General features: G+C 42.6%; 24 protein-coding genes and 1 pseudogene. 20 read left to right on the top strand and 5 right to left on the bottom strand.

Annotated features, from left to right (window positions below; genetic code table 11):
- Positions 1-144 precede the first annotated feature (144 nt).
- Positions 145-531 (top strand): diacylglycerol kinase, encoded by a 387-nt coding sequence (locus tag AC08OG_RS08390; RefSeq protein WP_292357119.1) that lies wholly within the window; start codon positions 145-147, stop codon positions 529-531.
- 50 nt (positions 532-581) lie between these two features.
- On the opposite strand, the gene hmpA is transcribed toward AC08OG_RS08390, so the two are convergent.
- A complete protein-coding gene (hmpA, locus tag AC08OG_RS08385; protein WP_292357117.1) occupies positions 582-1,799 on the bottom strand; it encodes an NO-inducible flavohemoprotein in 1,218 nt (405 codons plus the stop codon).
- A 166-nt stretch (positions 1,800-1,965) separates the two neighbouring features.
- Here hmpA and norR point away from each other — a divergent pair, with 166 nt between their 5' ends.
- Positions 1,966-3,543: a nitric oxide reductase transcriptional regulator NorR gene (gene norR / locus AC08OG_RS08380; protein ID WP_292398936.1), complete on the top strand. Its 1,578-nt coding sequence runs from the start codon at positions 1,966-1,968 to the stop codon at positions 3,541-3,543.
- A gap of 5 nt (positions 3,544-3,548) precedes the next feature.
- Here the strand turns inward: norR and AC08OG_RS08375 are convergent, their stop codons facing one another.
- Positions 3,549-4,595 (bottom strand): NAD(P)-dependent alcohol dehydrogenase, encoded by a 1,047-nt coding sequence (locus tag AC08OG_RS08375; RefSeq protein WP_482929284.1) that lies wholly within the window; start codon positions 4,593-4,595, stop codon positions 3,549-3,551.
- A 334-nt stretch (positions 4,596-4,929) separates the two neighbouring features.
- Here AC08OG_RS08375 and AC08OG_RS08370 point away from each other — a divergent pair, with 334 nt between their 5' ends.
- Positions 4,930-6,981 carry a TonB-dependent receptor family protein gene (locus AC08OG_RS08370; RefSeq protein ID WP_482929283.1) on the top strand — a complete coding sequence of 684 codons (2,052 nt, stop codon included), beginning with the start codon at positions 4,930-4,932 and terminating at the stop codon, positions 6,979-6,981.
- Between the two features lie 154 nt (positions 6,982-7,135).
- On the opposite strand, the gene AC08OG_RS08365 is transcribed toward AC08OG_RS08370, so the two are convergent.
- On the bottom strand, positions 7,136-7,486 hold the full coding sequence (locus AC08OG_RS08365; RefSeq protein WP_292398927.1) for a DUF3147 family protein: 351 nt from the start codon (positions 7,484-7,486) through the stop codon (positions 7,136-7,138).
- An 81-nt stretch (positions 7,487-7,567) separates the two neighbouring features.
- Positions 7,568-8,410 (bottom strand): LysR family transcriptional regulator, encoded by an 843-nt coding sequence (locus AC08OG_RS08360; protein ID WP_482929282.1) that lies wholly within the window; start codon positions 8,408-8,410, stop codon positions 7,568-7,570.
- Between the two features lie 102 nt (positions 8,411-8,512).
- Here AC08OG_RS08360 and ccoN point away from each other — a divergent pair, with 102 nt between their 5' ends.
- The 6 genes from ccoN (at position 8,513) to AC08OG_RS08330 (ending at position 13,689) form a co-directional block, all read left to right on the top strand.
- Positions 8,513-9,940, top strand: coding sequence for a cytochrome-c oxidase, cbb3-type subunit I (gene ccoN, locus AC08OG_RS08355; RefSeq protein ID WP_482929281.1), 1,428 nt, complete (start codon positions 8,513-8,515; stop codon positions 9,938-9,940).
- A gap of 341 nt (positions 9,941-10,281) precedes the next feature.
- Complete coding sequence (locus tag AC08OG_RS08350) at positions 10,282-11,277, top strand: multicopper oxidase domain-containing protein (protein ID WP_482929280.1); 996 nt, start codon at positions 10,282-10,284, stop codon at positions 11,275-11,277.
- A complete protein-coding gene (locus AC08OG_RS08345; RefSeq protein WP_482929279.1) occupies positions 11,205-11,591 on the top strand; it encodes a multicopper oxidase domain-containing protein in 387 nt (128 codons plus the stop codon). The genes AC08OG_RS08350 and AC08OG_RS08345 overlap by 73 nt, the downstream gene beginning before the upstream one ends.
- 69 nt (positions 11,592-11,660) lie before the next feature.
- Positions 11,661-11,888, top strand: a complete 228-nt coding sequence (locus AC08OG_RS08340; protein WP_482929278.1) for a hypervirulence associated TUDOR domain-containing protein — start codon at positions 11,661-11,663, stop codon at positions 11,886-11,888.
- A complete protein-coding gene (locus tag AC08OG_RS08335; RefSeq protein WP_482929277.1) occupies positions 11,888-12,445 on the top strand; it encodes a DUF488 domain-containing protein in 558 nt (185 codons plus the stop codon). The genes AC08OG_RS08340 and AC08OG_RS08335 overlap by 1 nt, the downstream gene beginning before the upstream one ends.
- Positions 12,446-12,477: 32 nt before the next feature.
- Positions 12,478-13,689 carry an NnrS family protein gene (locus AC08OG_RS08330; protein ID WP_482930536.1) on the top strand — a complete coding sequence of 404 codons (1,212 nt, stop codon included), beginning with the start codon at positions 12,478-12,480 and terminating at the stop codon, positions 13,687-13,689.
- Between the two features lie 36 nt (positions 13,690-13,725).
- Here the strand turns inward: AC08OG_RS08330 and AC08OG_RS08325 are convergent, their stop codons facing one another.
- Positions 13,726-13,887, bottom strand: a complete 162-nt coding sequence (locus tag AC08OG_RS08325) for a hexameric tyrosine-coordinated heme protein (protein WP_482930535.1) — start codon at positions 13,885-13,887, stop codon at positions 13,726-13,728.
- A gap of 244 nt (positions 13,888-14,131) precedes the next feature.
- Between AC08OG_RS08325 and AC08OG_RS08320 the strand changes: the two genes are divergently transcribed.
- From AC08OG_RS08320 to AC08OG_RS08270, 11 genes and pseudogenes are all read left to right on the top strand, one after another.
- A complete protein-coding gene (locus AC08OG_RS08320; RefSeq protein WP_292356769.1) occupies positions 14,132-14,548 on the top strand; it encodes a MarR family winged helix-turn-helix transcriptional regulator in 417 nt (138 codons plus the stop codon).
- A gap of 209 nt (positions 14,549-14,757) precedes the next feature.
- On the top strand, positions 14,758-15,348 hold the full coding sequence (locus AC08OG_RS08315; RefSeq protein WP_439503359.1) for a TetR/AcrR family transcriptional regulator: 591 nt from the start codon (positions 14,758-14,760) through the stop codon (positions 15,346-15,348).
- 72 nt (positions 15,349-15,420) lie between these two features.
- Positions 15,421-15,687 (top strand): DUF4242 domain-containing protein, encoded by a 267-nt coding sequence (locus tag AC08OG_RS08310; protein ID WP_482929276.1) that lies wholly within the window; start codon positions 15,421-15,423, stop codon positions 15,685-15,687.
- A 45-nt stretch (positions 15,688-15,732) separates the two neighbouring features.
- Positions 15,733-16,686: a quinoprotein relay system zinc metallohydrolase 2 gene (locus AC08OG_RS08305; RefSeq protein WP_482929275.1), complete on the top strand. Its 954-nt coding sequence runs from the start codon at positions 15,733-15,735 to the stop codon at positions 16,684-16,686.
- Between the two features lie 11 nt (positions 16,687-16,697).
- Complete coding sequence (locus AC08OG_RS08300) at positions 16,698-17,498, top strand: quinoprotein dehydrogenase-associated SoxYZ-like carrier (protein ID WP_482929274.1); 801 nt, start codon at positions 16,698-16,700, stop codon at positions 17,496-17,498.
- 207 nt (positions 17,499-17,705) lie between these two features.
- The gene (locus AC08OG_RS08295; RefSeq protein ID WP_482929273.1) at positions 17,706-18,854 is read left to right on the top strand and encodes a cysteine desulfurase family protein; all 1,149 of its coding nucleotides are present in this window, start codon (positions 17,706-17,708) and stop codon (positions 18,852-18,854) included.
- 282 nt (positions 18,855-19,136) lie between these two features.
- Positions 19,137-20,495, top strand: coding sequence for an aminotransferase-like domain-containing protein (locus AC08OG_RS08290; protein WP_482929272.1), 1,359 nt, complete (start codon positions 19,137-19,139; stop codon positions 20,493-20,495).
- A gap of 46 nt (positions 20,496-20,541) precedes the next feature.
- Positions 20,542-21,960: a cytochrome c oxidase accessory protein CcoG gene (gene ccoG, locus AC08OG_RS08285; RefSeq protein ID WP_482929271.1), complete on the top strand. Its 1,419-nt coding sequence runs from the start codon at positions 20,542-20,544 to the stop codon at positions 21,958-21,960.
- A gap of 29 nt (positions 21,961-21,989) precedes the next feature.
- Positions 21,990-23,126: pseudogene (locus AC08OG_RS08280) on the top strand (hypothetical protein).
- Positions 23,127-23,188: 62 nt separating this feature from the next.
- Positions 23,189-23,659 (top strand): hypothetical protein, encoded by a 471-nt coding sequence (locus tag AC08OG_RS08275; protein ID WP_482930534.1) that lies wholly within the window; start codon positions 23,189-23,191, stop codon positions 23,657-23,659.
- Positions 23,656-24,189 (top strand): DUF934 domain-containing protein, encoded by a 534-nt coding sequence (locus tag AC08OG_RS08270; RefSeq protein WP_482929270.1) that lies wholly within the window; start codon positions 23,656-23,658, stop codon positions 24,187-24,189. The genes AC08OG_RS08275 and AC08OG_RS08270 overlap by 4 nt, the downstream gene beginning before the upstream one ends.
- The last annotated feature ends 5 nt before the right edge of the window (positions 24,190-24,194 follow it).

Below are 24,194 nucleotides of genomic sequence, written 5' to 3'. Positions count from 1 at the left end.
ATACGATAACTTTACTGATAGCGAGATGAAGATTTTGTCAAAGGATTGAGCGAACAACTTTTTTGATGATTTAGGTTATTGTGAATTGGCATAGAGTCACGCCATGATGCTCTGTAGAATTCATAAGACAATAAAGTGATCGCGATGAAAAATAAATTTCTGGAAAGTGGCGAAGCAGGCTATCACCCACTGAAAAAATTTCGCACCATTATTAAAGGACTGCGTTATGCAGTATTAAGTGACTTCAGTGTACTTTACAAAGTAGTTGTCTCAGTCATCGTTGTACTGGTTTCGTTGTGGTTTCACAAATGGGTGGATGCCGCATTAATCATTATGGCAACTGGCTTTGCCCTGAGTGCAGAATTGTTTAATACTGCCATTGAAGCCATGTGTGATTTCGTGGAAGAACGTCATAACCATAAAATCGGCATCATTAAAGATATCGCTGCTGCAGCTGCCGGTGTGGCGATATTTGTTTGGGCTGTAGTGATTCTTTCCAGTTTTCTGGGCGTTTGGCAACGCTTGGTTTGAGTAAGCCAATTCAAAAAGTGGAGAGCAATGATTTGCTCTCCATGCATTTGTCAGATATCGCTATGAGGACCAAAAACTTCGTAATGAATTCGATCTGCAGCCACGTTTAAATCCAACAATTGTTGTTTGATGAAGCGCATAAATCCAACGGGCCCACAAATATAAAAGTGACCATCTGTCAGGGGCAGCTCAAATTGCAGGCGGTCTAATTGCATCAGACCATTTAGCGCCTGATTATCATCAGCATCATCCTGCTTATACCAATAGTAATAATGCAGCTTATCCAGCTGATTTGCCGCGTTTTTAAGCTGATCGGCATAAGTGTGCTGATTCTTATTTTCACAGGCATGCAAAAACCAGGTTGGTTGCTCGGTTTGATTCTCCAACAGGGTTCCAAGCATCGCCATCATCGGTGTGATACCGACACCGGCAGATATCAGCACCGTCGGTTTGTCTAAATGTGCCAAATAGAAATCCCCAGTGGGTGGCATTAACTCAACATGATCACCAACCTGCACTGTGTCGTGTAAATGATTGGAAACCAAACCTGCTCTTGGCTGGGTTTCACGTTTGACACTAATCCGGTAACTTTCGCCATTGAATTTATCAGAAATAGAATACTGACGGATTTCAATATTTTCTGCCTGCTCAGGTTTTACTTTAACGGCCAGATATTGACCGGGTTGGTAATTGGCAATTTCACCACCATCAACCGGAACAAAGGTAAAGCTGGTAACCAGTTCTGATTCCGGTTTTTTATCTTTCACTTTAAATAAACGTGAACCGGTCCAGCCGCCGCTTTTGTTTTGGTATTCGCTATAGATATCCTGTTCACGACCAATTAACACTTTGGCTAATAGTCCATAAGCCTGCACCCAGGCGTCGGCTACTTCATCGGTAAATTCTTCTGGTGCCATTTCTCTCAACGTTTCAATCAAATGATGACCGACAATCTGATATTGATCAGGCTGAATATCAAAACTGACATGTTTATGGGCCACTCTTTCGACCAGTTCACCTAAAGCGCCCAGATCATCAATATGCTTGGCGTACATTGCTACGGCGCTGAACAAGGCAAACTGCTGTCTTCCGGTTGCCTGATTAGCAAGGTTAAAAATATCTTTTAATTCAGGATTGTGACTGAACATGCGTTTGTAAAAATGGTCTGTGACCTCAACCCCGGCATTTTCCAGCAATGGCAGGGTACTTTTTACGATTTCAATGGTTCTGTTATCTAACATAAATAACCTCTTAACTAATTCAAACAACGGATTCTTTTTAGAGGTTGCAGAGGTTGTGCCATTTATAAAAAAGCATATAAATCAATTAAATACATAAATACGCATCAGTAGATGTGTCATATTGACATGGAAAAAACGTGTCTTTTAGACTTTTTAGTGATAGATTGACCTTAATTGAATAATTGAGTTGGCTATGCAAGATTTTGATTCAACATTATTACTTGAAGTCGCGCTGGATCTGGCGAACAGTATTAATAACGATGATCGTTTTGATCGCCTGTTGGCATCCATTCGCAAAGCCATTAAATGCGATGCCGTTGCATTATTGGGCTTGCATGAAAACCTGCTAACGCCTTTGGCCATTCAAGGCTTGTCCTCCGAAGTATTGGGTCGACGTTTTTATCTAACTGAGCACCCGAGACTTGAGCAGCTATGTAATGCCACTAAACCACTTATTTTCCCCGATAACTGTGATTTACCCGATCCCTATGATGGTTTGCTATTAGCCAGAACCGGCGATCTTCCGGTGCATTCTTGTATGGGGTTGCCATTGTATTCTGACCAAAAAGTCATTGGTCTGGTCACCATCGATAGTCTGCAGTCTGGGAGTTTTAATGCAATCAGTCCCAAAACGCTGGAACTGATAGCCGCATTGTCTGCAGCCACATTGAAAACAGCCCTCGAGTTTAAAAAGCTCGAAATTAGCGCCCAGCATGCGCAGCAACTGGTGCAGGAACTGACTCAGGAAGCCTTGTTAAAAGATGGCGGAGAACTGATTGGGCAAAGTACTGCCATGCAGACGCTGAAAAACGAAATCCAGCTGGTCGCCGGTTCGGATTATACCGTGCTGATAACCGGTGAAACCGGCGTGGGAAAAGAGCTGGTTGCACGCACTGTGCATCAATTGTCATTGCGAAAATATAAACCCTTAGTTCATATCAACTGTGCGTCTTTGCCGGAAACATTGGCTGAGGCCGAATTATTTGGTCATACCAAAGGCGCATTTACCGGAGCCGATCGTGAAAGAGCCGGTAAATTTCAATTAGCCCATGGTGGCACTCTGTTTCTTGATGAAATCGGAGAGTTGCCGTTAGCTGTACAAAGTAAGTTGTTACGGGTATTACAAAGTGGTGAAATACAACCGGTGGGTAAAGATAATGTCGAACAGGTTAATGTTCGTGTTATTGCTGCCACCAACCGGAATCTTGAAGAAGAGGTTAGCGAGGGACGTTTCAGAGCCGATCTCTATCACCGTTTGTCGGTCTATCCAATCAAGGTTCCACCATTAAAAGATAGAGATCAGGATGTTTTATTACTGGCAGGTTACTTTCTGGAAAAAACCAGTCGTAAATTAGGTATCAGGCAATTACGACTCGCTCAGGATGCTGAACTGGCATTAAGAAGCTATCACTGGCCGGGCAATGTTCGTGAACTGGAACATGTGATCAGCCGTGCTTCGTTAAAAGCCAAGGCAAAACCGACAACGACCGGTATTATTTCATTAAATAGAGCGTTTCTTGAGTTGCCAGCAACAACTATTGCTGAGAATTCAGTTGCAAAAACGGCTGAAATTAAACCTATGCTATCCCTCGACATGGATCTCAAAACCGCTACCAATGAATTTCAAAAACATTGCATTTTAACGGCCGTTACACAAGCTGATGGAAACTGGAGTGAAGCGGCCCGATCACTGAAAATCGATCGGGCCAATTTGGTCAGAATGGCAAAACGCCTAGGCATTTCGATTAAAAAATCTGTTGTAAATCATTAATTAAGTTATGCGCTTAATGAAGCCATATCAATCACAAAACGATAACGGACATCGGATTTTTCCATACGATCAAATGCCTCATTAATCTCATCCATTTTGATCATTTCGCATTCCGGCAAGATGTTCATACGTCCACAAAAATCCAGCATTTCCTGGGTTTCAGCAATCCCGCCAATTAACGAGCCTGCAATCCGACGTCGTCCGAAAATCATAGGTGCCGTATTTGGCCCTTCAACCGCGCCGATCTGCCCAACCAATACCAGTGTGGCATCATTATCCAGCAATGGAATGTAGGGATTCAGATCATGATTGACTGGAACGGTATCGATAATTAAATCAAAGCTCGAACCTGCGCCTTCCATCGCTGCCTCGTCTTTAGAGACCAGGAAAGCATGGGCACCAAGATCCATGGCATCTTGTTCTTTTTTCGGTGATGTACTGATAACTGTTACGTGAGCACCTAAACCCACCGCCAGTTTAATTGCCATATGACCCAAACCGCCCATACCGACAACACCTACGCGGCTACCTGGACCGACGTTCCATTCTCTGAGTGGTGAATACGTGGTAATACCGGCACAAAGGAGTGGGGCGGCAAGTGCCAAATCCAGATTTTCCGGGATACGTAATACAAACTCTTCACGCACCACCAGATGTTTGGAATAACCACCATGAGTTATATCACCGGTGATTCTATCGGGAGAGCCATAGGTTAAAGTAAATCCATTACGGCAGTATTGCTCATGGTCATTATGGCATTCATCACAATCCTGACAGCTATCCACCATACAACCCACCGCAACGTTTTCACCTGGTTTGAATTTGGTCACCGCAGATCCCACTTCGATTACTCGGCCAACAATTTCATGGCCAGGAACCACAGGATAGGTCGAGCTCCCCCAATCATTTCGCGCCACATGCAAATCAGAATGACAGACACCGCAATACAAAATTTCCAAGGCAATGTCATTGGCACGTAATGCACGTCTTTCAAAAGCTAACGGTGCTAGGGGAGAATCAGAAGATTGAGCTGCATAACCGATAGTTTTCATGAGAACTCCTAATTGAATTAAAGGTGAAGTAGCGGCGGACGCCATATGCTGAAACTAATAATGAGTTTAACAATAGACTAATATCATTAACGCTTTATTAATTTTGAAGATTAACCTTATTCATCATACCTTCATAAAGGTATTGCACCGTTTCAATACACCTCGGTTTTAAGATGATTGCAACCATGGTTCAGTTGTTTTGATAATTTGTAGTTTGTAAACCGTCATTATATTAGTGCGCACACTCTTTTTTGTTAATCACTGATTGGCCGGCATTAACTCTCATGTGATAATATTAATGATATTTATTCGTATTTATTAATTGAGGTCGTGTATGTCATTAATTTCAAAAAGAAAAAAACTCTGTGTTCTAATATCAATGTATTTAGTCACAGGATATGCATCTGCCGATGGCGCTTCAAAGTTGGACGCCATGATTGTCAACTCGGACTGGTTAGGTGAAACCTCTGAAGAGAGAGTTAAAACTTACGCAGGGTCAAGGGAAGTACTCACAAATCAAGAACTGCATGAAAGAGGAGCATTAAACCTTGAAGATGCTTTGCGTGGTGTAAACGGTATTCAAGTACTTGATGAGACTGGCACAGGTATTTTGCCCAATATTGGTATTCGCGGTTTGAATCCATTACGCAGTGAAAGATTACAAATACTAGTGGATGGTTACCCCATAGCTATAGGCCCTTATACAAATGTTGGTGTGTCTTTGTTCCCTGTCACATTACCGAGTATTGAAGCAGTAGATATTGTCCGGGGTGGCGCGGCTGTGCATTATGGACCCAATAATGTCGGCGGGGTGCTGAACTTGGTAACCAAACCGATTTCGCGAGAGTTTAAACAATCCATCCGTGAGCGAATTACCATTGCAGAAGATACGGGAAATGCTTATTACGATACCTATTATCGGGTTGCGGGTTTTGTGGGTGACGATCTCGGTGTGCAGCTTCAGGTAAATCTTCAAGATGGCGAAGGTTTCCGGGATCATTCAGAGACCGATGTACAAAATATCATTCTGGATGCCCAATACTTTCTTGATGATAAAAATGAGCTAGATATGCAATTACAATATTACAATGTCAATGCAGAGTTACCAGGCTCGCTTTCCCCTTCAGCTTACCGTGCAGATAGAACAGATTCACAACGTCCACATGATGCATATGATGCTGACATGTTGAGAGGAAATCTGACATGGACCTATAACCCAAACAGTAATGTAGAATTTCAATGGCGAAACTTTGCTCATAAGGCAGATCGAACCTTTGATTTCGGGCAAGGTGCAGCATTTTCTTTTGATCCGTCACTTGAAGCCGAATACGTTGCTGACTCACCTAGAATTTTTCATGTTTATGGTACTGAGCCCCGGATTACATTCAATCACGGCAATCATACTTTTATGGCAGGCGCACGCTTTGTTAAAGAGCAAGTTAGTTTTGATGTTAATCGTCTAACTCTTACTACTAATGAATACAGCCAAGTACGTAACTGGAATTTTGATACAGAAGCGGTTGCATTATATTTTAGTGACACTATTGCTCTGTTTGAGGATAAATTGAGCATTACTCCAGGTATACGTTACGAAGACGTCAGTACGGATTTTGAAGATAGAATTAACGGTACGACTAATAAAAACGAAACGGATAAATTTCTGCCTGGATTAACTGTTGGTTTTCAGGCCACCGATTCACTCTTTTTATTCACTAATGCACAACGCTCTTTGGTACCTGTTCAAACGGCTCAGGTAACTCGTGAAGGGGCTGTAGCTAATGAACTTGCTTGGAATTATGAAATAGGAGCCCGATCACAGCTATCCGAAAATGTAAGTGTCAGTGGTACTTTGTTTAGGATAGATTACGATGATCAAATTCAGTTTAATCGTACTGACAGCATATTTGAAAACCTCGGTGAAACACGCCATGAAGGTGTAGAACTTACCGCAGATTGGCAGGCAACAACCCGATTGGCGCTTGGCATCGGTTATACCTATCTGGACACAGAACAACTTAATGGTGCAAACAAAGGCAACGAATTGCCAAATGCTCCCGAGCATCATTTCAGTGCCCATGTTAATTATCGTGTGGGGCCATGGAAAACCACTCTAACGGGCCTGCATGTTAGCGAAAGTTATAGTGATGCGAATAATACAGATGAAGAAACGGTTAATGGTAGCGCCGGAAAACTCCCAGCATATACTTTAGTTAATTCGCGATTGAGCCGAGAATTTGTTGTCGGTGGAAATAATCTTGAAATAGCCGTGGCTGTTAATAATTTGCTCGATGAAGAATATTATTTTAGGGGAGTAGATGTCAGTCCTGTTGGCAGACTTCCTGCGCCCGGACGCTCTTTAATTCTTGAAGGCAGTTTAGATTTTTAACATACACTTCGAACATTAACCCGGTTACGCTTATTGATAACCGGGTTATTTTTTTTGGCTTATCTCCAGACTTTCATGAAAATATAAAATAACTTTGGGCAAATCATTGAATGTAATGAATGGCTTAGTTTTGAGGAAGAAAGGGGATTGAGATTTAAAGCTCAATGCCAAATGACCTCAATACAACCAACATAGCGTAGTAACAAATAACTGTGGCACCGATGGCAATCAAAAGGCTCCAGTAAAAATTTACGCCCATGTTCAGCAAAATAGGCAAGGTGATAAACAAAGCCAAAGAGGGAAGAACCAACCAGAAAATATTGGATGCCAAGATACTGATTTTTGTTACATCACCCGTTTCTTGATACAACCAAATGATGGCAATAACTGAAATCAAAGGTACTGAGGCCATAATGGCACCAAAGACGGAACTTCGTTTAGCTAGTTCAGAAATTACGACAATAACAACAGCGCTAACGACAACTTTAGTTATGTAGTACCACATAGGTCACCTGCATTAGTTGATAAAAATTTCGCTAGCCCCCTATAAGACTTTTTATTCTTAAATTATCGTTATTCAACAATATCACAACCATGGTTCAGATATTTTCCCCGCCTTAAATAATGCATTAAGCACTTTTTGAAAGAGCGCATTTTTGGTCTGCTTTTTATGCATCATATACACAGGAAAAGTAAATTCAGGGTAATTATCAACCTTGATCAAATCTCCTGAATGTAAATATTTTTGGACAACGCGCGTTCGAAAATAACCGCTGCCACCATTTTCCAGGATGTGCTGGAGCGCGAGCTGGCCAAGATTGATAGTCAGCTTGGGTCTTGCCAGATGTGGCAGAGCGATATCATGTTGTTTACGGAAATATTCTCCCCAATCTACATAGATATAAGGTTGTGCTTGGTTTTTAGCGGAGACATAGATCAGTTTTTCTTCCAGAACTTGTTCAACCTGAATTCCGGGACCGTATTCAGGTTGATGCACGACAATGACATCGAGTAAACCTTGCTGAAGTTTTTGATGCAACGAGGTTCGTTCACCAATTTCTGCATTAATCGCCGTTTCGGAAATATCCTGACTCAGATTGTTTAACCATTGGAGCATTAACGGACTCCAAAGACTGATTTCGCCAGCAATATTGAAAATGGTTCCGGTACCTGTCGGTAACGGTAAATTTCGCTTGGCACCTTCCCATGCCTGCACCATCGCTACCGCATGTTCAATAAACTTTTCCCCATCAAGCGTCGCGGTAGCACCGGAGCGATTCCTGATAAATAACCTGCAACCAAGCTGATTTTCGAGATTATGTACACGAGCAGTAACGGTCGTTTGAGTGACATTTAGTGCTTCTGCCGCAGCCCCGAAACTACCCAAGCGAATGATTTCCAGAAAAGTACGTGCCTGATTAATATCCATCAATAATTTTGATAATAAATAAAGATATTATTCATTATACATATCTATGATGAGCGTCCAAACTATTCACAACAAAGGTAATAGAAGAGTTTGGATATTCGTATGAATGCAAAAGAACATCAACATTACAATTATGATGTGGTGAAGTATTTCAGTGTCAGTGCGTGTATTTATTTAGTACTTGGCACGGCAGTCGGCGTATGGATTGCCTCGGAGCTCGCCTGGCCATTTCTTAACTTTGATATCCCCTATATTACCTTTGGTCGCTTACGTCCTGTCCACACCAATATCGTTGTATATGGCTTTGGTGGATCGGTATTGATGGCGACAGCCTATTATGTGATTCAGCGAACTTGTGGCGTGCGACTCTGGAGTGATCCCATGGCTTGGTTCACTTTCTGGGGATGGAATTTATATGTCATTGGCGCCATGATCACTTTGCCATTAGGCATTACCCAAGGTAAGGAATATGCAGAACTGGAATGGCCGCTGGATATTCTGCTCGCCGTGGTTTGGATTGCATACACTATTAATTTCATCATGACGCTGAGTCATCGTAAAAGCAGTCACATCTACGTTGCCAACTGGTTTTTCCTGGCCATGATGATCATGTTTACTTATCTGCATGTGATTAACAGTCTGTCGATACCCGTGAGTATGTGGAAGTCCTATTCTATCTTTGCCAGCGTTCAGGATGCGATGGTTCAATGGTGGTGGGGTCACAATGCCATTGGGTTTTATCTGACGGCTGGCTTTTTGGGGATCATGTACTACTTTGTGCCCAAACAAGCTGAGCGGCCAATCTATTCGTATCGATTATCGGTCATTCACTTTTGGGCATTGATTTTTGGCTATGTCTGGCTCGGTGCTCATCATCTCCAATACACCGCGTTACCTGACTGGACAGGCTCTCTGGGTGCAGCCATTTCATTGGCCATGATCATTCCATCATGGGGCGGGGCGTTAAATGGGATGTTTACACTCAGTGGGGCGTGGGACAAACTTCGAACAGACTATATTCTACGTTTTTTAATTGTGTCTCTCGCCTTCTACGCCATGTCCACTTTTGAAGGGCCGGTGATGGCATCCAAAACGGTCAATGCGTTATCGCATTACACAGACTGGACAATTGGGCATGTGCACTCTGGCGCTTTAGGGTGGGTCGCCATGGTTTCAATTGGCGCGCTTTATCATATGGTTGAACGGATGTGGAATACCACTATGTTTTCCGTCAGTTTAGTCAATGTGCATTTTTGGTTGGCCACCATAGGCACAGCAATTTATATCACCTCAATGTGGGTTGCTGGAATCATGCAAGGTTTAATGTGGCGTGCCTATGACGAGTATGGGAATTTGTCTTATACCTTTGTAGAGTCCGTGGCACAGATGCATCCTTATTACATTATGCGAGCCATGGGAGGATTTATATTCTTTTGCGGCGCCGTAGTGATGTTAATTAATGTACTCACAACGATTTATCTTGCTAATAAAAAAGCGTCAGAAGCAAAAGTGTCATTACAGCCAGGTTAATATGATGGATATTTTGTGGTTGTTTGCAAATATTATCGTCGCATTTTTAATGTCACATTGGCTGGTTGTTGTGACGTCTTTTATTGGTCTGTGTTGCATGCGGGTAATAGCGCTATGGGTATTTCACCCGGATAACAAAAAGCTATATGACTCACATGCCCATATTCCCTTAGAGGATTTGCTGGAAGGTGAAAAACATCAACCTTTAAAATCCAAATCATACTTTTCTATATTTTTATAAATGCGTATTACCGGGCTTATATTATTGTTTTTTGTTATATTGCTGATAAGTAATCTTTGGCTTTAATCGCGAAAGTCTACGTTTTCATCTAGGAACGATAATGAATCTTTACCGGCTTTCAAATATATTGGCCATTACGGTCGCTGCAGCATTATTACTGAGTTTAATGGTGATATTGGCCCTTGGTGGTTTTTCGCTTTTGGCTTATCTCAAAACCAGTTTGATCCAGATGTTTGGTTTTGTCATTGCCGCAACGGCTTCGCTATTTTTCTTTCTGCGACTGATTCATCAAATGCACTCCCGTGCTTATGTCATTTCCATGCTGGTTTTTATAATAGGTATCGCCGCGTTTCTGTCCGTTTCAATTGGCAAAATGTATATGTTTCAGTATCCAGTGTATGTTGAATCATATGGCCCGGGCAAAGGCCCTGGGCTTCCTCTTAACAATGTGCTGACATTCTTTCGGCATATCGGACAATTTGAGTGGATTGATGATATTGCCCATGATCCTAATAATGTGCCTGATCAGGTTTCTTCCCATAATAGCGGTTCAGAAAATGTTACCAAAATCACCTTGGAAACCAAGGAGGTTCTTGCAGAACTGGCTCCGGGTATCACCTTTAATTACTGGACTTTTAACGGCACCGTTCCCGGACCGATGATTCGGGTGAAACAGGGTGATACCGTTGAACTAACACTACACAACCACGCGACCAGTTTGCATCAGCACAATATTGATCTGCATGCCGTTACCGGTCCAGGTGGTGGGGGCGAAGCCACTGTAGTTGAGCCAGGCGAAAGTAAAACCATACGTTTCAAAACACTTAATCCAGGTCTGTTTGTTTACCACTGCGCCGTACCAAATATGGCAGTACATATGACGCATGGTATGTATGGCCTCATTCTGGTTGAACCTGAAGCAGGTTTGCCTGAGGTAGATAAAGAGTTTTATCTGATGCAAGGTGAGCTTTACACCACAGGTGCGGTTGGTCGAAAAGGCTTGCAAGTTTTTGATGCAAAAAAATGCTCGATTCTGAACCAGAATATGTGGTGTTTAACGGTCGAACCGGCGCTGTTGTCGACAATATGCAGGTGAATGTCGGTGATACCGTCAGACTGTATATCGGTAATGGCGGAGTGGCGATGAACTCTTCATTTCATCTGGTCGGCGAGATCTTTGACACCGTGTATCCAGAAGCCTCGATGAATGGTGCGCAATTCAAGAATGTACAAACCACAAATATCCCGGCCGGTGGCGCCACTATTGTGGAATTTAATGTGGATTATCCTGGGCATTATGTGCTGGTTGATCATGCCTTGATGAGAACAGATAAAGGTGCCTGGGGCGTCATTGAGGCTATCGGAGAAAAAGATCCGAACATTTTTAAGAAATTAGAAACCAATCCTTAACAAAATTTTCAAGCTGAACCAGCATTGATCTGGTTTTCAGTTATCTATAATTGATTTGGAGGAAGCTTTATGTCTCACAAGTTCAAGGTCGGGTACCATGTCACCTGGAATTCCGAAGCGGGTAAAGTTGGAGGCACGATCAGCAAAATTCACACACATGATTTTGATTACAAAGGTCACACACATCGCGCATCCAAAGATGACCCTCAATACGAAATCAAAAGCGATAAAACCGATCATATCGCCGCGCACAAAGAGTCAGCACTAACAAAAACAGCGAGCAAACAGAAGTCATAATGCTGCCGTTTTATACTGTCGGCCACTCGACTCGTACGGTGAATGAGTTTATCCAATTGTTAAGTCCAGCAGATATAACGCTTGTGGTAGATATTCGTTCATTTCCGCGTTCACGAACAAATCCTCAATATAACGAGGATGTTTTGCCACTCACTTTGGCCAAGCACCATATTGATTACCTCCATCTGACTGAACTTGGTGGACGTCGCAGCAAGATAAAAGCGATTTCAAATGAGGCGAATGGCTTTTGGAAAAATCGTAGTTTCCAAAATTATGCCGACTACGCGATGACGCCTGATTTTCAAGACGGTTTAGAAAAACTCATAAATTTAGGACGAAAAGAATGCTGCGCATTGATGTGCTCTGAGGCTGTATGGTGGCGATGTCATCGCAGAATAGTGGCTGATCATCTTATTGCACGCGGGGAGAGGGTATTTCATTTAATGAACACCGACAAAATCGAACCAGCAAGGTTGACTAAAGGTGCGATTGTGCAAGATGACAACTTAGTCACCTACCCCTATGAAGAGATAAAAATCACTAAGAGTACGACGTGATTTTCGCACTCACTGTAACTCCAGGAAACTAAATTACGACGAAAGAAAGTCAATTATCTGACCAAGAAAAAGCCATCATTCCCTTATTTCGTCAGGCATTCAGACCGTTATTTTTGTTTGGCGCAAGCTTCAGTGTGATTGCCATGTTGTTGTGGGGCTTGGTTATTTCCGGGCAACTTAACATCGAGTTTGTTGGCAACCAGTTGTTCTGGCATAGCCATGAAATGATCTTCGGCTTTGTTGCTGCAATTGTCATTGGATTTTTGTTAACCGCAGTTCAGAGTTGGACAGGGCAGCGAGCACCGCACGGCAACACGTTAATAATCATCGTACTGTTATGGCTGGCCGGAAGACTGGCATTATTATTTGGTGCAGGTTTGCCACTATGGTTAGTAATAGCGATTGATCTCAGTTTTTTACCGGTAAGCGCCTGGTTATTGGCGAAACCTATTTTACGAGCCAAACAAAATAAAAACCTGTTTTTCATTCCGGTGCTGTTATTACTGACTATCTGCAATACGTTTATGTACGCAGGCCTTGTGATGGAGCGCCCGGATATTCAGCAGGCAGGCAGTCTCAATGCCGTTTTACTGATCACACTATTAATGACGGTGATTGGTGGTCGTGTAATTCCCATGTTTACCGCAAATGGTACTCAAACGACCAAAGTGAACAATATTGCCTGGCTGGATAAAACGGCACTAATGAGTATTTGGCTGCTGTTTGCCTTACATTTTTTAATGCTGACGAAATTCATTCCATCCATTGTATTAAGCGTGTTGTTTGCTATTGCAGCAGTGCTGGTATTTATTCGTGGGTTTCGTTGGAAGATCTGGATTACGTTTCACATCCCATTGCTCTGGTCGTTACATATCGGTTACTGGTTCATATCGTTGGGGCTGTTAATGTTTTCAGCCTATTATGCCGGTCTCGCCATACCGTATAGTGTGGCTTTACATGCTTTGACTGCTGGTGCCATGGGGACAATGATTCTCAGTATGATGTCTCGGGTCTCATTGGGACACAGTGGAAGATCCTTAACACCAAAACGATTGATGTCACTGGCCTTTATGTTGATTATTTCTGTCGGCTTGACTCGAACACTGTTGATTTGGTTATTCCCAGCACAAATATCTTTTTGGTTATGGTTTAGCGTCCTTGCCTGGGCAACGGCTTACACTCTTTATGTCATTATTTATTTACCAATATTAACGACACCCAGACCTGATGGAAAGCCGGGTTAGCCCGATAACCATTTCACAAGTTAACAAAGCAGTTTTTTATTCACGCCAATAATCGTTGGCAATAGCTATTGTTTTGAATTCAATTGCCACTAGCTCAGCGGCATCCATTAATAGGGCAGGATCTTCAGCATATTTTGCTCTAACACGATGTTTGGCAGCGGCGTCAGTCTGAATGGTTCCAATGGTTTTTCGTACGATTTTAATGGCCAGCTGCCTGCCTTCATAAGGCGTTTCGGTAATTAATGTGGGACATAATTATCTTCTGCTGCCATCTCGTTGGCAGAGAGGTTAATTGGGAGTAACAACGGCAAAGTCATTAACAATATTGAATAGTACTGTTTCATTTGAGTTATCCTATTGTTTGTTGGCGAAATGTTCGCACACAAACAATATAACCCGAAAACAAGTAAGTCAAGTACCTATTTAAAATTACAGGATATCCATGGGACCGTTACTACAAGATCAAGTGTGTTTTGCGTTGTACTCAACAAGTGGGGAGGTCACCAAGGCATATGGAAAGCTGTTAAAACAACATGGGCTCACCTATCCGCAGTTTGTTGTCATGATGGCGTTATGGCAAAACGATGGTGCATCACCCACGCAGCTTGCAAAAGCAGTTGGCTTGAGCAAAGCGACCTTGTCACCCATTTTAAGAAAGCTGGAATCTAACGGATATCTTGTTAGAGAAAGTGTGCCAGATAACGATAAAACTAAATCCATGGTCTTGACTGCAAAGGGCTGTGAGTTTGCTGATGAGGGTGAAAATATTGCCAAATTGGCATTGTGTGCAACGGGTTTGAATGAGACTGAGGTTAATCAGTTAATAGCAATGTGCAATAAAATCAAAAACAATCTATAAATAAACCAGTCACAGTGTGTACCAGGTCTGTTCTTCTTTCTTCGTCAAGATAATGAGATTGAAAATGCACTAATCAAGACTCGATGAGATTTCACATTGCTTAGTTGATCACTTTTTTTAATATGTCGTTCATTACCTAAGGGTGTTTATCCGATAATTTTTCACTCAGTCACTTGACTTTAAAGACGACTGGTCGTATTTTTTACGCTATGGCAAATCTAAAAGAATTTAAAAGAGAACAAATCCTCAATCAGGGTATTCAACTGATGATGATGCACGGTTATCATGGCACCGGGGTCAAGCTGCTGCTGGATACTGTGAATGTGCCCAAAGGTTCTTTTTATAGTTATTTTGAGAGTAAAGAGAATTTTACGGCAGAAGCGATCACGCATTATATTGAGCCGTTTATAACTCGGTTACAGTCTTACCTGAACAATTCTGAGCTTGATGGCTTAGCCGCGATCAAAGCTTATTTTGAGTCTTTGACCCAAGAGCTGGAAAACTCTGATTTCAAAGGTGGTTGTTTACTGGGTGATTTGATGGGGGAGATCGGTGGTGTCAGTGATGTTTGTCGTCAGGCCTTAAAAACAGCGATTAACCAATATTGCACATTATTGGAACAAGGGCTGTTATCAGCACAGCAACAAGGAATTGTGCGTACCGATATTTCGCCTGCAACGATGGCAAGGTTACTTTTCGATGCCTGGCAGGGCGCATTACTGCATATGAAAATTGAACAATCCATTATCCCTTTGCAACGCTTTACTGCAGAACTTCTGGATAACTACATCACTAATTAATCACGCAAAGCCAAAAGGCTTTTTTTAGGCTCGAATAAAAGACGACCGGTCGCTTTTAAAGGAAGATTAACAATGAAAAAGTTTGTAATAGAAAGAGAGATTGCTGGTGCAGGTAACTTGACACAAGCAGAGTTTGACCAGATTACTGAGACATCCTGCTGTGTATTAAAAGATATGGGCCCACGAATCGAGTGGGTAGAGAGCTATGTAACCGACGATAAAATCTATTGTATTTATCGTGCACCCGATGCCGATACGATTAGAGAACATGCCGAAAAGGGTGGTTTTCCCGCTAATAATATCTCTGAAGTCAAACAAATCCTGAAGCCAACTTTTTAACACGATCACATGTGTTGAAACGGCTGACAACGAAGGAGGGTGACGATGCCTTACCTAACTAAAAATTCTGTCAAATTGTTAATGAAATGCTGCTTATTGATGGCGAGTGTGACGGCTCAAATATCACATGCTGATAATGGTTATGTGGTGAATGAGGTGTCAGAAGGCATTTTTTTCCATGAAGGCGTACATGAAGATGCCAATGAGGAAAATCAAGGCAAAATTGCCAATGTCGGTTTTATTATAGGTAATGATTGCATTGCAGTAATCGACACCGGTGGCAGTTATCTCGAAGGAAAATCATTACTTGCATCCATCAGAAAACAAAGTGATTTACCGATTTGCTATGTCATCAACACGCATGTCCATCCTGATCATATTCTGGGCAATGCGGCATTTAAAGAACCCCAAACCACTTTTGTCGGCAGTGCCAAATTACCCGCCGCAATGGCCGCAAGGAGTAGCTTCTATGAAACCAGGTTCAAGGAAATTCTGGGTGATGCATACGGCAATGCTGAATTTATTGCACCTACCCGCTTAGTCAGTATAGGCGAGCCACAAAATATCGATTTAGGCGACCGAAAATTGACACTTATGGCTTTCCCCACAGCCCATACCGATAACGATTTGGTGGTGCTCGACAACAATACCAAAACTATGTGGACCGGAGATTTGCTTTTTGTTGAGCGTATTCCCGCACTGGATGGAAGTATTAATGGCTGGCTGGATGCAATAGAGCAATTAAAGGATATGGATATTGCCACTGTAATCCCTGGACACGGCCCGGTCCTCCATCAAGACTGGAAAGCAGCACTTGAAAAGGAAAAGAATTACTTCATTCTGATTCGGCAACAAGTTCGGGAGATTATCAATGATATGGGCACCATCAATCAGGCAACTGAAAATGTTGGCGTGAGTGAAGAAAATAAGTGGCTGCTGTTTGAGGAATATCACAAACGTAATGTCACATCTGCATTTACCGAGTTGGAATGGGAATAAGGGGAATTAAAATGTTTAACAATATCTTACGTCACACACTTTGGGCAGTATCTATTACTTTTATGCTATTAAACACCGCTTACGCTAAAACAGAAAAAGAACCGATGTGGCCTGTTCTAAAAGAGATATATTTTGACAATAAAACAATTTTAACCGATGCCGATGACTGGCTGGTTTTGGAAGCTCCATCACGTGCTGAAGATGCTGCCATCGTGCCGCTGACGCTTAAATCACTCAAACCTCAGACAGCGGAAAGTTATATTAAAAATATCCACATCATAATTGATGACAATCCAGATCCTTATTCCGCCAATTTTCATCTAACTCCAGCTATGGAACAGGTGGATTTGACGTTTCGCATGCGCTTTCAGCAATATTCGAATGTCCGGGCTATTGTTGAAATGAATGACGGTACGTTACATATGGTATCGCGTTTTGTGAAAGCGTCAGGTGGCTGTAGTGCACCGGTGCAGAAAGATCCAGAGGCTGTAAAATCACGTCTGGGTAAAATGCTGATCAGGATGCGTAAGCCCGAATTAGGTCATGATGTTACGGCCCAGGTAATGATAAGTCATCCAAACTATAATGGCTTGCAGTTTGACCAGGAAACCAGACGTTATATTCCTGCTCATTATGTAAAAACAATGTCGGTAAATTATGCTGATCAGCCTTTATTTAGTGTTGATATGGGGATTTCTTTCAGTGAAGATCCTAGTGTGCATTTCACCTTCAAACCAACTAAATCGGGCGTTTTGAAAGCGACCGTTATTGACAGTAAAGAGACGACTTACACTGCTGACAAAACTATCTGAATCAAAACCAGATATGGGTAGGGTCCAATATCCGTTTTAATTATTAAAAGATTCAGCGATCTACTCCAGGATATCGGGAGTAGGTCGTTTTGTTTTAATGGTTGCAGCTGATAGGGTGGCTTATTTGAATAACGTACAGTCATAGGTTTAAATGGCAGGCAAAATAAACAATTCGCTATAAAATTATTTTAATTACAGGAAATTATCGTGCTGATTGGCAACTCCATCTATTTAGATTATCAAGCTACAACGCCTTTGGAACCTGAAGTTCGTGAAGCGATGGCGATTTATAGTGATGATCTATTTGCCAATCCACATTCAGCACATTTTCTTGGGCGCCAGTCTGCTGAGGCAGCCGAAATGGCCAGATCCACAGTTGAGTCGTGTATAAATGCATCCGCAGAAGAGATTATTTTCACTTCGGGGGCTACCGAATCAAATAATCAGGCGATTGCAAGCGTCCTGTTTGCCAATACTACAAAGCGTAACAAGATACTAATCAGTTCAATTGAACATAAATGTATTAAAAATGCGGCGTATTTTTTTGCCCATAAACTTGGCTATCAGGTGAACGAAATTCCGGTTGATTCAACCGGGTTAGTGGATATTGATGTATATCAATCCATGCTCAATGATCAGGTCTTGTTTGTTTCAATGATGGCGGTCAATAATGAAATTGGTGTGATTCAGCCCATCCAGAAACTTGTTGAATTAGCCCATAACGTTGGTGCAATTTTTCACTGTGATGCGGCACAAGCGCCTGAAGCCATTGATATTGATGTCAAACAATGGAATGTCGACATGCTGAGTTTATCGGCACACAAGGTATACGGACCGAAAGGTATTGGGGCACTTTTTATCAAAAACTCACTGCAAGCAACATTGCCACCGTTTATACATGGTGGCGGTCAGCAGTTCGGTCAACGTTCAGGTACGCTGCCTACCGGCTTATCAGTGGGGTTTGCCAAAGCGATGGAATTAAGCAGGGAAGGGGCAGAGCACAACAGAACCTGGTTGTCTTCCATGAAACAAAGGTTTATGGCTGGTCTCAGAAACAATGATATTGATTTCACTATTAATGGCACATTGGATAATGCCCATCCGGGATGCTTGAATATCAGGTTTACCAATGTTGACGCCACCAACTTATTGGCAGCGATGCAACCCGAAATTTGCGCTTCGACAGGTTCAGCCTGTAATAGTGAATATCCGCAGGCATCTCATGTTTTATCTGCCATTGGTCTTACAGAAACCGAAGCAACTTCATCGCTGAGATTCAGTTTCGGTCGTTATACCGATGAAGCACAAATTGATCGGGCTGTAGAAATTATTTATCAACAACTGGTAGAAGCATAAATCTGTAAAACGTCTCGAAACCTTAATAATCAACTAGTCAAAAAAATCGAAATATTTGCGCAAAGCAATGATTTGCTAATACAGCTGTCGTGATAAATCCGATGAATTGTATGTTTATTTAAAAATACCAATCCATACAGTTAGTTAAATTTAACTTTTCTGTATGTTTTAATTGCATACAATAAATGACAAGCATAGGATTTCTATCAAATTGTAGGTGTTTCCTACCTGATTTGAAGAGGTCCTCGTATGTGGTCACCAAGAATCCATCATGATGCCAGAGTGAAATATATTGGCATTGTCGAAGCCATCGAAGCGGATATCAAAAGCAGAAAAATAAAGCCGGGCGACCGACTACCTGCTCAACGATTTATTGCTGATGCTCTGAATGTGGATTTAACCACTGTCACACGGGCCATCAACGAAGCCGCAAGAAGAGGCTTAGTTGAAACGCAACCCGGTAGTGGTTGTTATGTTGCTCAAACATCGTTTACTCATTACAACTCAGTGCATTTGAGTGAAGGTAAACCAATCGATTTGAGCATGAACAATCCTCCTAATCCTCCCGGCATACGATTAGAGCAGGAAATTGCTCAATCACTCATCGAATTAAGTTATGCATCTAGTAAACCGATTAACCATCTCAGTTATCAGGAAACAGTTGGCCATCCTGAAGATAGGGAAGCAGGGCAGCTCTGGCTAAAAAATAAAGTCGGTAATATCACTTCAGACTTAGTATTAATTTCATCTGGTGCGCACAGTGCCCTGTTTTCCGTGCTCAGCTACTTGAAAAGAAAAGGGGCCAAGGCAATCGCCGCACCTGACTTGTCCTATCCGGGCCTGCGTTCTATTGCTGATTATCTGCAATTGGATGTGTTTGGCGTGTTGATGGATAACAAGGGAATCATTCCAGAACATCTTCATGATATTTGCCAACACCAAAAAATCGAAGCTTTATACGTTATTCCGAATATCGACAATCCAACCACCTCGACATTAACAGCGGAAAGACGACTCGCGATTGTTCAACTGGCCGAAGAGTTTAATTTTGCGATTATTGAAGATGATCCCTATGCCGTCTTTGTAGATCAAAACATCCCATCGTTTTATAGCTTGGCCTCTCAACGAGTTTGGCATATTGCTACCGTCTCTAAATGCTTATCTCCAGCATTTCGGGTTGCTTATATCGTAGCGCCAGATCTAAATGAGGCACTGGGTCTCGCTGAGGAGATGCGTACCAGCAGCCTTATGGCTCCGCCTTTAATGACAGCTGTCGTCTCAAAGTGGATTTATAACGGACGGTTTGCTTTTATCTCGAATGCAATCAAAACCGAAAATGAAGCTAGACAACAACTCGCGAGCGAGTTTTTCAAACTTAACCATATTACAACTCACCCAGCATCTCCCCATCTCTGGTTACAACTTCCAAATGGTCACAGAGCTTTAGATTTTTCCGAAAAAGCAGATCGAATCGGCGTCTCCATTGTGCCATCAACAGCCTTTGTTACTGAGAGAAGCAGGGTTCAAGCCGTTCGCGTCTCATTAGGGGTGGCGAATAACCATGATGAACTTAAGCGAGGTCTTTCACTATTGGCGGATTTATATCAACCAGGCCGGTTGAAATCCAAATCAATCGTTTAAATCGCAATTACAGAACATATAACAAAGTCCTTCTGGAGACTTAACAATGACAAAGCTATCAGACATACCTGTAAGAGTTGAAATTTATGATGCCCTAGCGGATTGGCAAGTCCATACCGGAGAAGGGGAGAAGGTGGTCGCTCGCAGAGTAAAAGGCCGTTTCCGCACCTTAAAAAACTACAGTATGTCGATATGGTTAATTTATTTTCTAGGCCCATACTTGCGTTGGGATGGCCATCAAGCGGTGTTATTTGATATTCCAAATCAGCAGTTTCATCTGTTTGGTATGACGTTATTTCCGCAGGATATATGGGTGTTATCACTGACACTGCTGTTTTTTGCCATTTTACTAGCTGCAGCGACCAGTATCGCCGGACGGGTTTTTTGTGGTTATTTCTGTTTTCAAACGGTTTGGACAGATATGTTCACCTTTATTGAAGGCAAGCTTGAAGGTAATACCCCATCAAAGGCGCATAAATTTAAAAACGCCCCGATGTCGGCAAATAAGGCTATTCGTAAAGCTACAAAACATGTGATTTGGCTTGCCATTGCAGTGCTTACCGGCATCACATTCTCAGCCTGGTTTATGGATGCGTACCAATTGTGGTCAGAAATTGTGACCTTACAAGCGCCCGTTCCAGTCTGGGTTGCAATGGGGATTTTTACCTTTTTCACCTATTGGTTTGCTGGTTTCATGCGGGAGCAAGTGTGTTTCTGGTTATGCCCATACGCACGTTTACAAGGCGTGATGTATGACCAGGAAACTGTTTTGCCAGCTTATGATGCTGTAAGAGGTGAACCTCGCGGAAAATTATCAAGATCCGGGCAAACCGAAAACCAAGGCTCATGTATTGATTGCAAACTGTGTGTGGCGGTTTGCCCGACAGGGATCGATATTCGAAAAGGTCAACAGGAAGGCTGCATTACCTGTGGTTTATGTATTGATGCCTGCGACAGCATCATGGACAAAATCGATCAGCCAAGAGGCCTGATTCGTTACGCCTCTTATAAAGAACTTCATCATGGAAAAACTAGCGTTAGCTTACTTAAACGGCCAAGAGTGCTGGTGTATTCATCCATCATGATGCTTTCAGTGGTTGGGGTCATCTACGGCTTCGCCAGTTTCTCCCCAACTTTTTTCACGGTTACACCAGAGAGGCAACCTTTGTATGTCCAGATGAGTAATGGTGAAATCCAGAATAAATACACGTTGAAGTTACTTAACAAAACTAATGAAACCCTTAATGTCAGATACAGCATTTCAGGCCTAGATACCGCTAATGTTGAAGGTCTTGACCAAGTGATCAGTATTGAGCCCGGAAAAATGGTACCCACAAACGCTTTAGTCCGTGTCGACCCCGCTAATGTGCCACGCGACAGCCTGAATGACTTTAAATTCACTGTTGAAGCTGACAATGCGGAACACATTTCTGACTCGTATAACGCTGTTTTCATCGTGCCCTGAATACTCTTTAAAGCTAAGGCAATAACAACATGTATCAATATGATTTTTACGATCAAGCGCTGGTTGATCAGCGGGTAAGACAGTTTCGCGATCAAGTTGAGCGTTATCAGAATGGCGAGCTTTCCGAAGAAGAATTCTCACCGCTACGATTACAAAATGGGCTTTATTTGCAAAAGCATGCGTATATGCTCCGGGTCGCCATACCTTATGGCACCTTGTCATCGAAACAGTTAACGATGTTGGCTGAGATAGCTCAAACCTATGACAGAGGCTACGGACATTTTACCACTAGGCAGAACATTCAGTTTAACTGGATAGAGCTTAATGATGTTCCTGCTATTTTGGCTAAATTAGCCAGCGTGGAAATGCACTCGATCCAAACTTCTGGCAATTGCGTCCGAAACGTCACCACGGAAGCTTTTGCCGGCGTTGCAGCAGACGAGATTATCGATCCACGGCCGTTTGCCGAGATCATTCGTCAGTGGTCTACTATCAACCCTGAATTTTTGTTTCTGCCACGTAAATTCAAGATTGCCGTTTCTTCATCAACAGAAGACCGTGCAGCGGTGCGTACCCATGATATTGGGTTGTATCTTTATCGTGACCGCCTGGATGATGAAGTGAAATTAGAAGTTATGGCGGGCGGGGGTTAGGCCGAACACCTATCATCAGCCAATCATTGAAAAAAGGCTTGTCATGGCGGGATTTATTGACGTATTTAGAGGCCGTGCTTCGGGTTTATAACCGCCATGGTCGTCGTGATAACAAATACAAAGCCAGAATAAAAATCCTGGTAAAAAGTATCGGTGTTGAAGCATTTTCCGAAGAAGTTGAAAAAGAATGGCAGCTGATCAAATCCAGCCCCGGTGAACTTACCGAAGAGGAACTGAACCGTGTGGCCAGTCACTTTGTCAACGAAAATTATCTCAATGCCGCCTATTCTGACTATGAACAGCAGTTGGTCGAGGATAGCGACTTTGCCAATTGGATCGCCATCAATACCCATGAACACAAACATCAAGGGTACCTGTCGGTCATCATTTCAACCAAACCTGGACCAGAAAATCCACCGGGTGATGTGAATGCCGAGCAAATGCGTGCAATTGCTGATCTTGCTGATACCTATAGCTTTGGTGAAATCCGCGTCACCCATGAACAAAATCTAGTGATTCCGTCTATACATAAAAAGGATCTGTATACCTTTTGGAATGGCCTGAAAGACACTCGGATGGCGGCGACCAATATTGGCATGTTAACCGACATGATCACCTGTCCGGGTGGCGATTACTGCTCATTGGCAAATGCCAAATCCATTCCTGTTGCAGCAGCCATTCAGAAAAAATTTAATAGCTCCAGTCAATTACAAAACATCGGGGCTTTAAGTTTGAATATTTCCGGTTGTATGAATGCTTGTGCCCATCATCATATTGGCAATATCGGCATTCTGGGTGTCGATAAAAATGGTGCTGAGTGGTATCAAATCACCATCGGCGGCGAGCAGGGGATAGATGCACGTCTGGGCAAAGTTATCGGACCTTCTTTCGGTGCACAGGATGTCCCCGATGTAATCGATAAAATTGTTGATGTCTATCTTGCTCACCGGGAGGAAGACGAGAGCTTCAGCAGCACCGTGGATCGGATTGGCATCGCGCCATTCAAGGAAAAAGTGTATTCAAACGCTGTAGAGGTTGAGGCATGAAAAACCTGATTAGCCATGTCAATTCCGAGCAAGCTTTCATCGATCACCAGGATCCGTGGGTTTATATCGAATCTTTAGATCTGATCAATGCATCTCATGCAAAAGCACAGCTTATTCTGCCGTTCGACGAATTTATTGCGTTAGATGCGTCGCAGCAAAAACTACTCGACATCCAACCGATCAAGGCGTTTTGGTTAAGCAATTCGACGGATATTCAATTATTGGCGCCATTCCTCAATGAACTGGTGTTGGTTTGTCTGAACTTTCCAAAATTTACCGATGGCCGTGCCTACAGCCAAGCCGTTGAATTGCGATCCCACCTGAAATGGCCGGGAGAGATTCGGGCTTTTGGAGATGTATTACGAGACCAGCTGGATCATATGCATCGCTGCGGTTTTAACAGTTTTGCAATACGCGAGGATAAGAATGTTGAAGATGCCTTAAAAGGTTTATCCAGTATCAGCATTAACTACTCAAATTCCGTACTTGAACCCTTACCGCTTTTCCGTCGCAGGTCGCTTTACAGGTAAGTTTT

The organism is Methylophaga sp. F7, from assembly GCF_056863975.1.
The sequence above is the reverse complement of the archived record's forward strand: the minus strand, read 5'-3'. Positions and strand labels throughout refer to the sequence as shown.

Coding starts and splice junctions, on each gene's coding strand:
- AC08OG_RS08390 (WP_292357119.1), top strand. CDS start 145: ATGAAAAATAAATTTCTGGAAAGTGGCGAAGCAGGCTATCACCCACTG.
- norR (WP_292398936.1), top strand. CDS start 1,966: ATGCAAGATTTTGATTCAACATTATTACTTGAAGTCGCGCTGGATCTG.
- AC08OG_RS08375 (WP_482929284.1), bottom strand. CDS start 4,595: ATGAAAACTATCGGTTATGCAGCTCAATCTTCTGATTCTCCCCTAGCA.
- AC08OG_RS08370 (WP_482929283.1), top strand. CDS start 4,930: ATGTCATTAATTTCAAAAAGAAAAAAACTCTGTGTTCTAATATCAATG.
- AC08OG_RS08365 (WP_292398927.1), bottom strand. CDS start 7,486: ATGTGGTACTACATAACTAAAGTTGTCGTTAGCGCTGTTGTTATTGTC.
- AC08OG_RS08360 (WP_482929282.1), bottom strand. CDS start 8,410: ATGGATATTAATCAGGCACGTACTTTTCTGGAAATCATTCGCTTGGGT.
- ccoN (WP_482929281.1), top strand. CDS start 8,513: ATGAATGCAAAAGAACATCAACATTACAATTATGATGTGGTGAAGTAT.
- AC08OG_RS08350 (WP_482929280.1), top strand. CDS start 10,282: ATGAATCTTTACCGGCTTTCAAATATATTGGCCATTACGGTCGCTGCA.
- AC08OG_RS08345 (WP_482929279.1), top strand. CDS start 11,205: ATGCTCGATTCTGAACCAGAATATGTGGTGTTTAACGGTCGAACCGGC.
- AC08OG_RS08340 (WP_482929278.1), top strand. CDS start 11,661: ATGTCTCACAAGTTCAAGGTCGGGTACCATGTCACCTGGAATTCCGAA.
- AC08OG_RS08335 (WP_482929277.1), top strand. CDS start 11,888: ATGCTGCCGTTTTATACTGTCGGCCACTCGACTCGTACGGTGAATGAG.
- AC08OG_RS08320 (WP_292356769.1), top strand. CDS start 14,132: ATGGGACCGTTACTACAAGATCAAGTGTGTTTTGCGTTGTACTCAACA.
- AC08OG_RS08315 (WP_439503359.1), top strand. CDS start 14,758: ATGGCAAATCTAAAAGAATTTAAAAGAGAACAAATCCTCAATCAGGGT.
- AC08OG_RS08310 (WP_482929276.1), top strand. CDS start 15,421: ATGAAAAAGTTTGTAATAGAAAGAGAGATTGCTGGTGCAGGTAACTTG.
- AC08OG_RS08305 (WP_482929275.1), top strand. CDS start 15,733: ATGCCTTACCTAACTAAAAATTCTGTCAAATTGTTAATGAAATGCTGC.
- AC08OG_RS08300 (WP_482929274.1), top strand. CDS start 16,698: ATGTTTAACAATATCTTACGTCACACACTTTGGGCAGTATCTATTACT.
- ccoG (WP_482929271.1), top strand. CDS start 20,542: ATGACAAAGCTATCAGACATACCTGTAAGAGTTGAAATTTATGATGCC.
- AC08OG_RS08275 (WP_482930534.1), top strand. CDS start 23,189: ATGGCGGCGACCAATATTGGCATGTTAACCGACATGATCACCTGTCCG.
- AC08OG_RS08270 (WP_482929270.1), top strand. CDS start 23,656: ATGAAAAACCTGATTAGCCATGTCAATTCCGAGCAAGCTTTCATCGAT.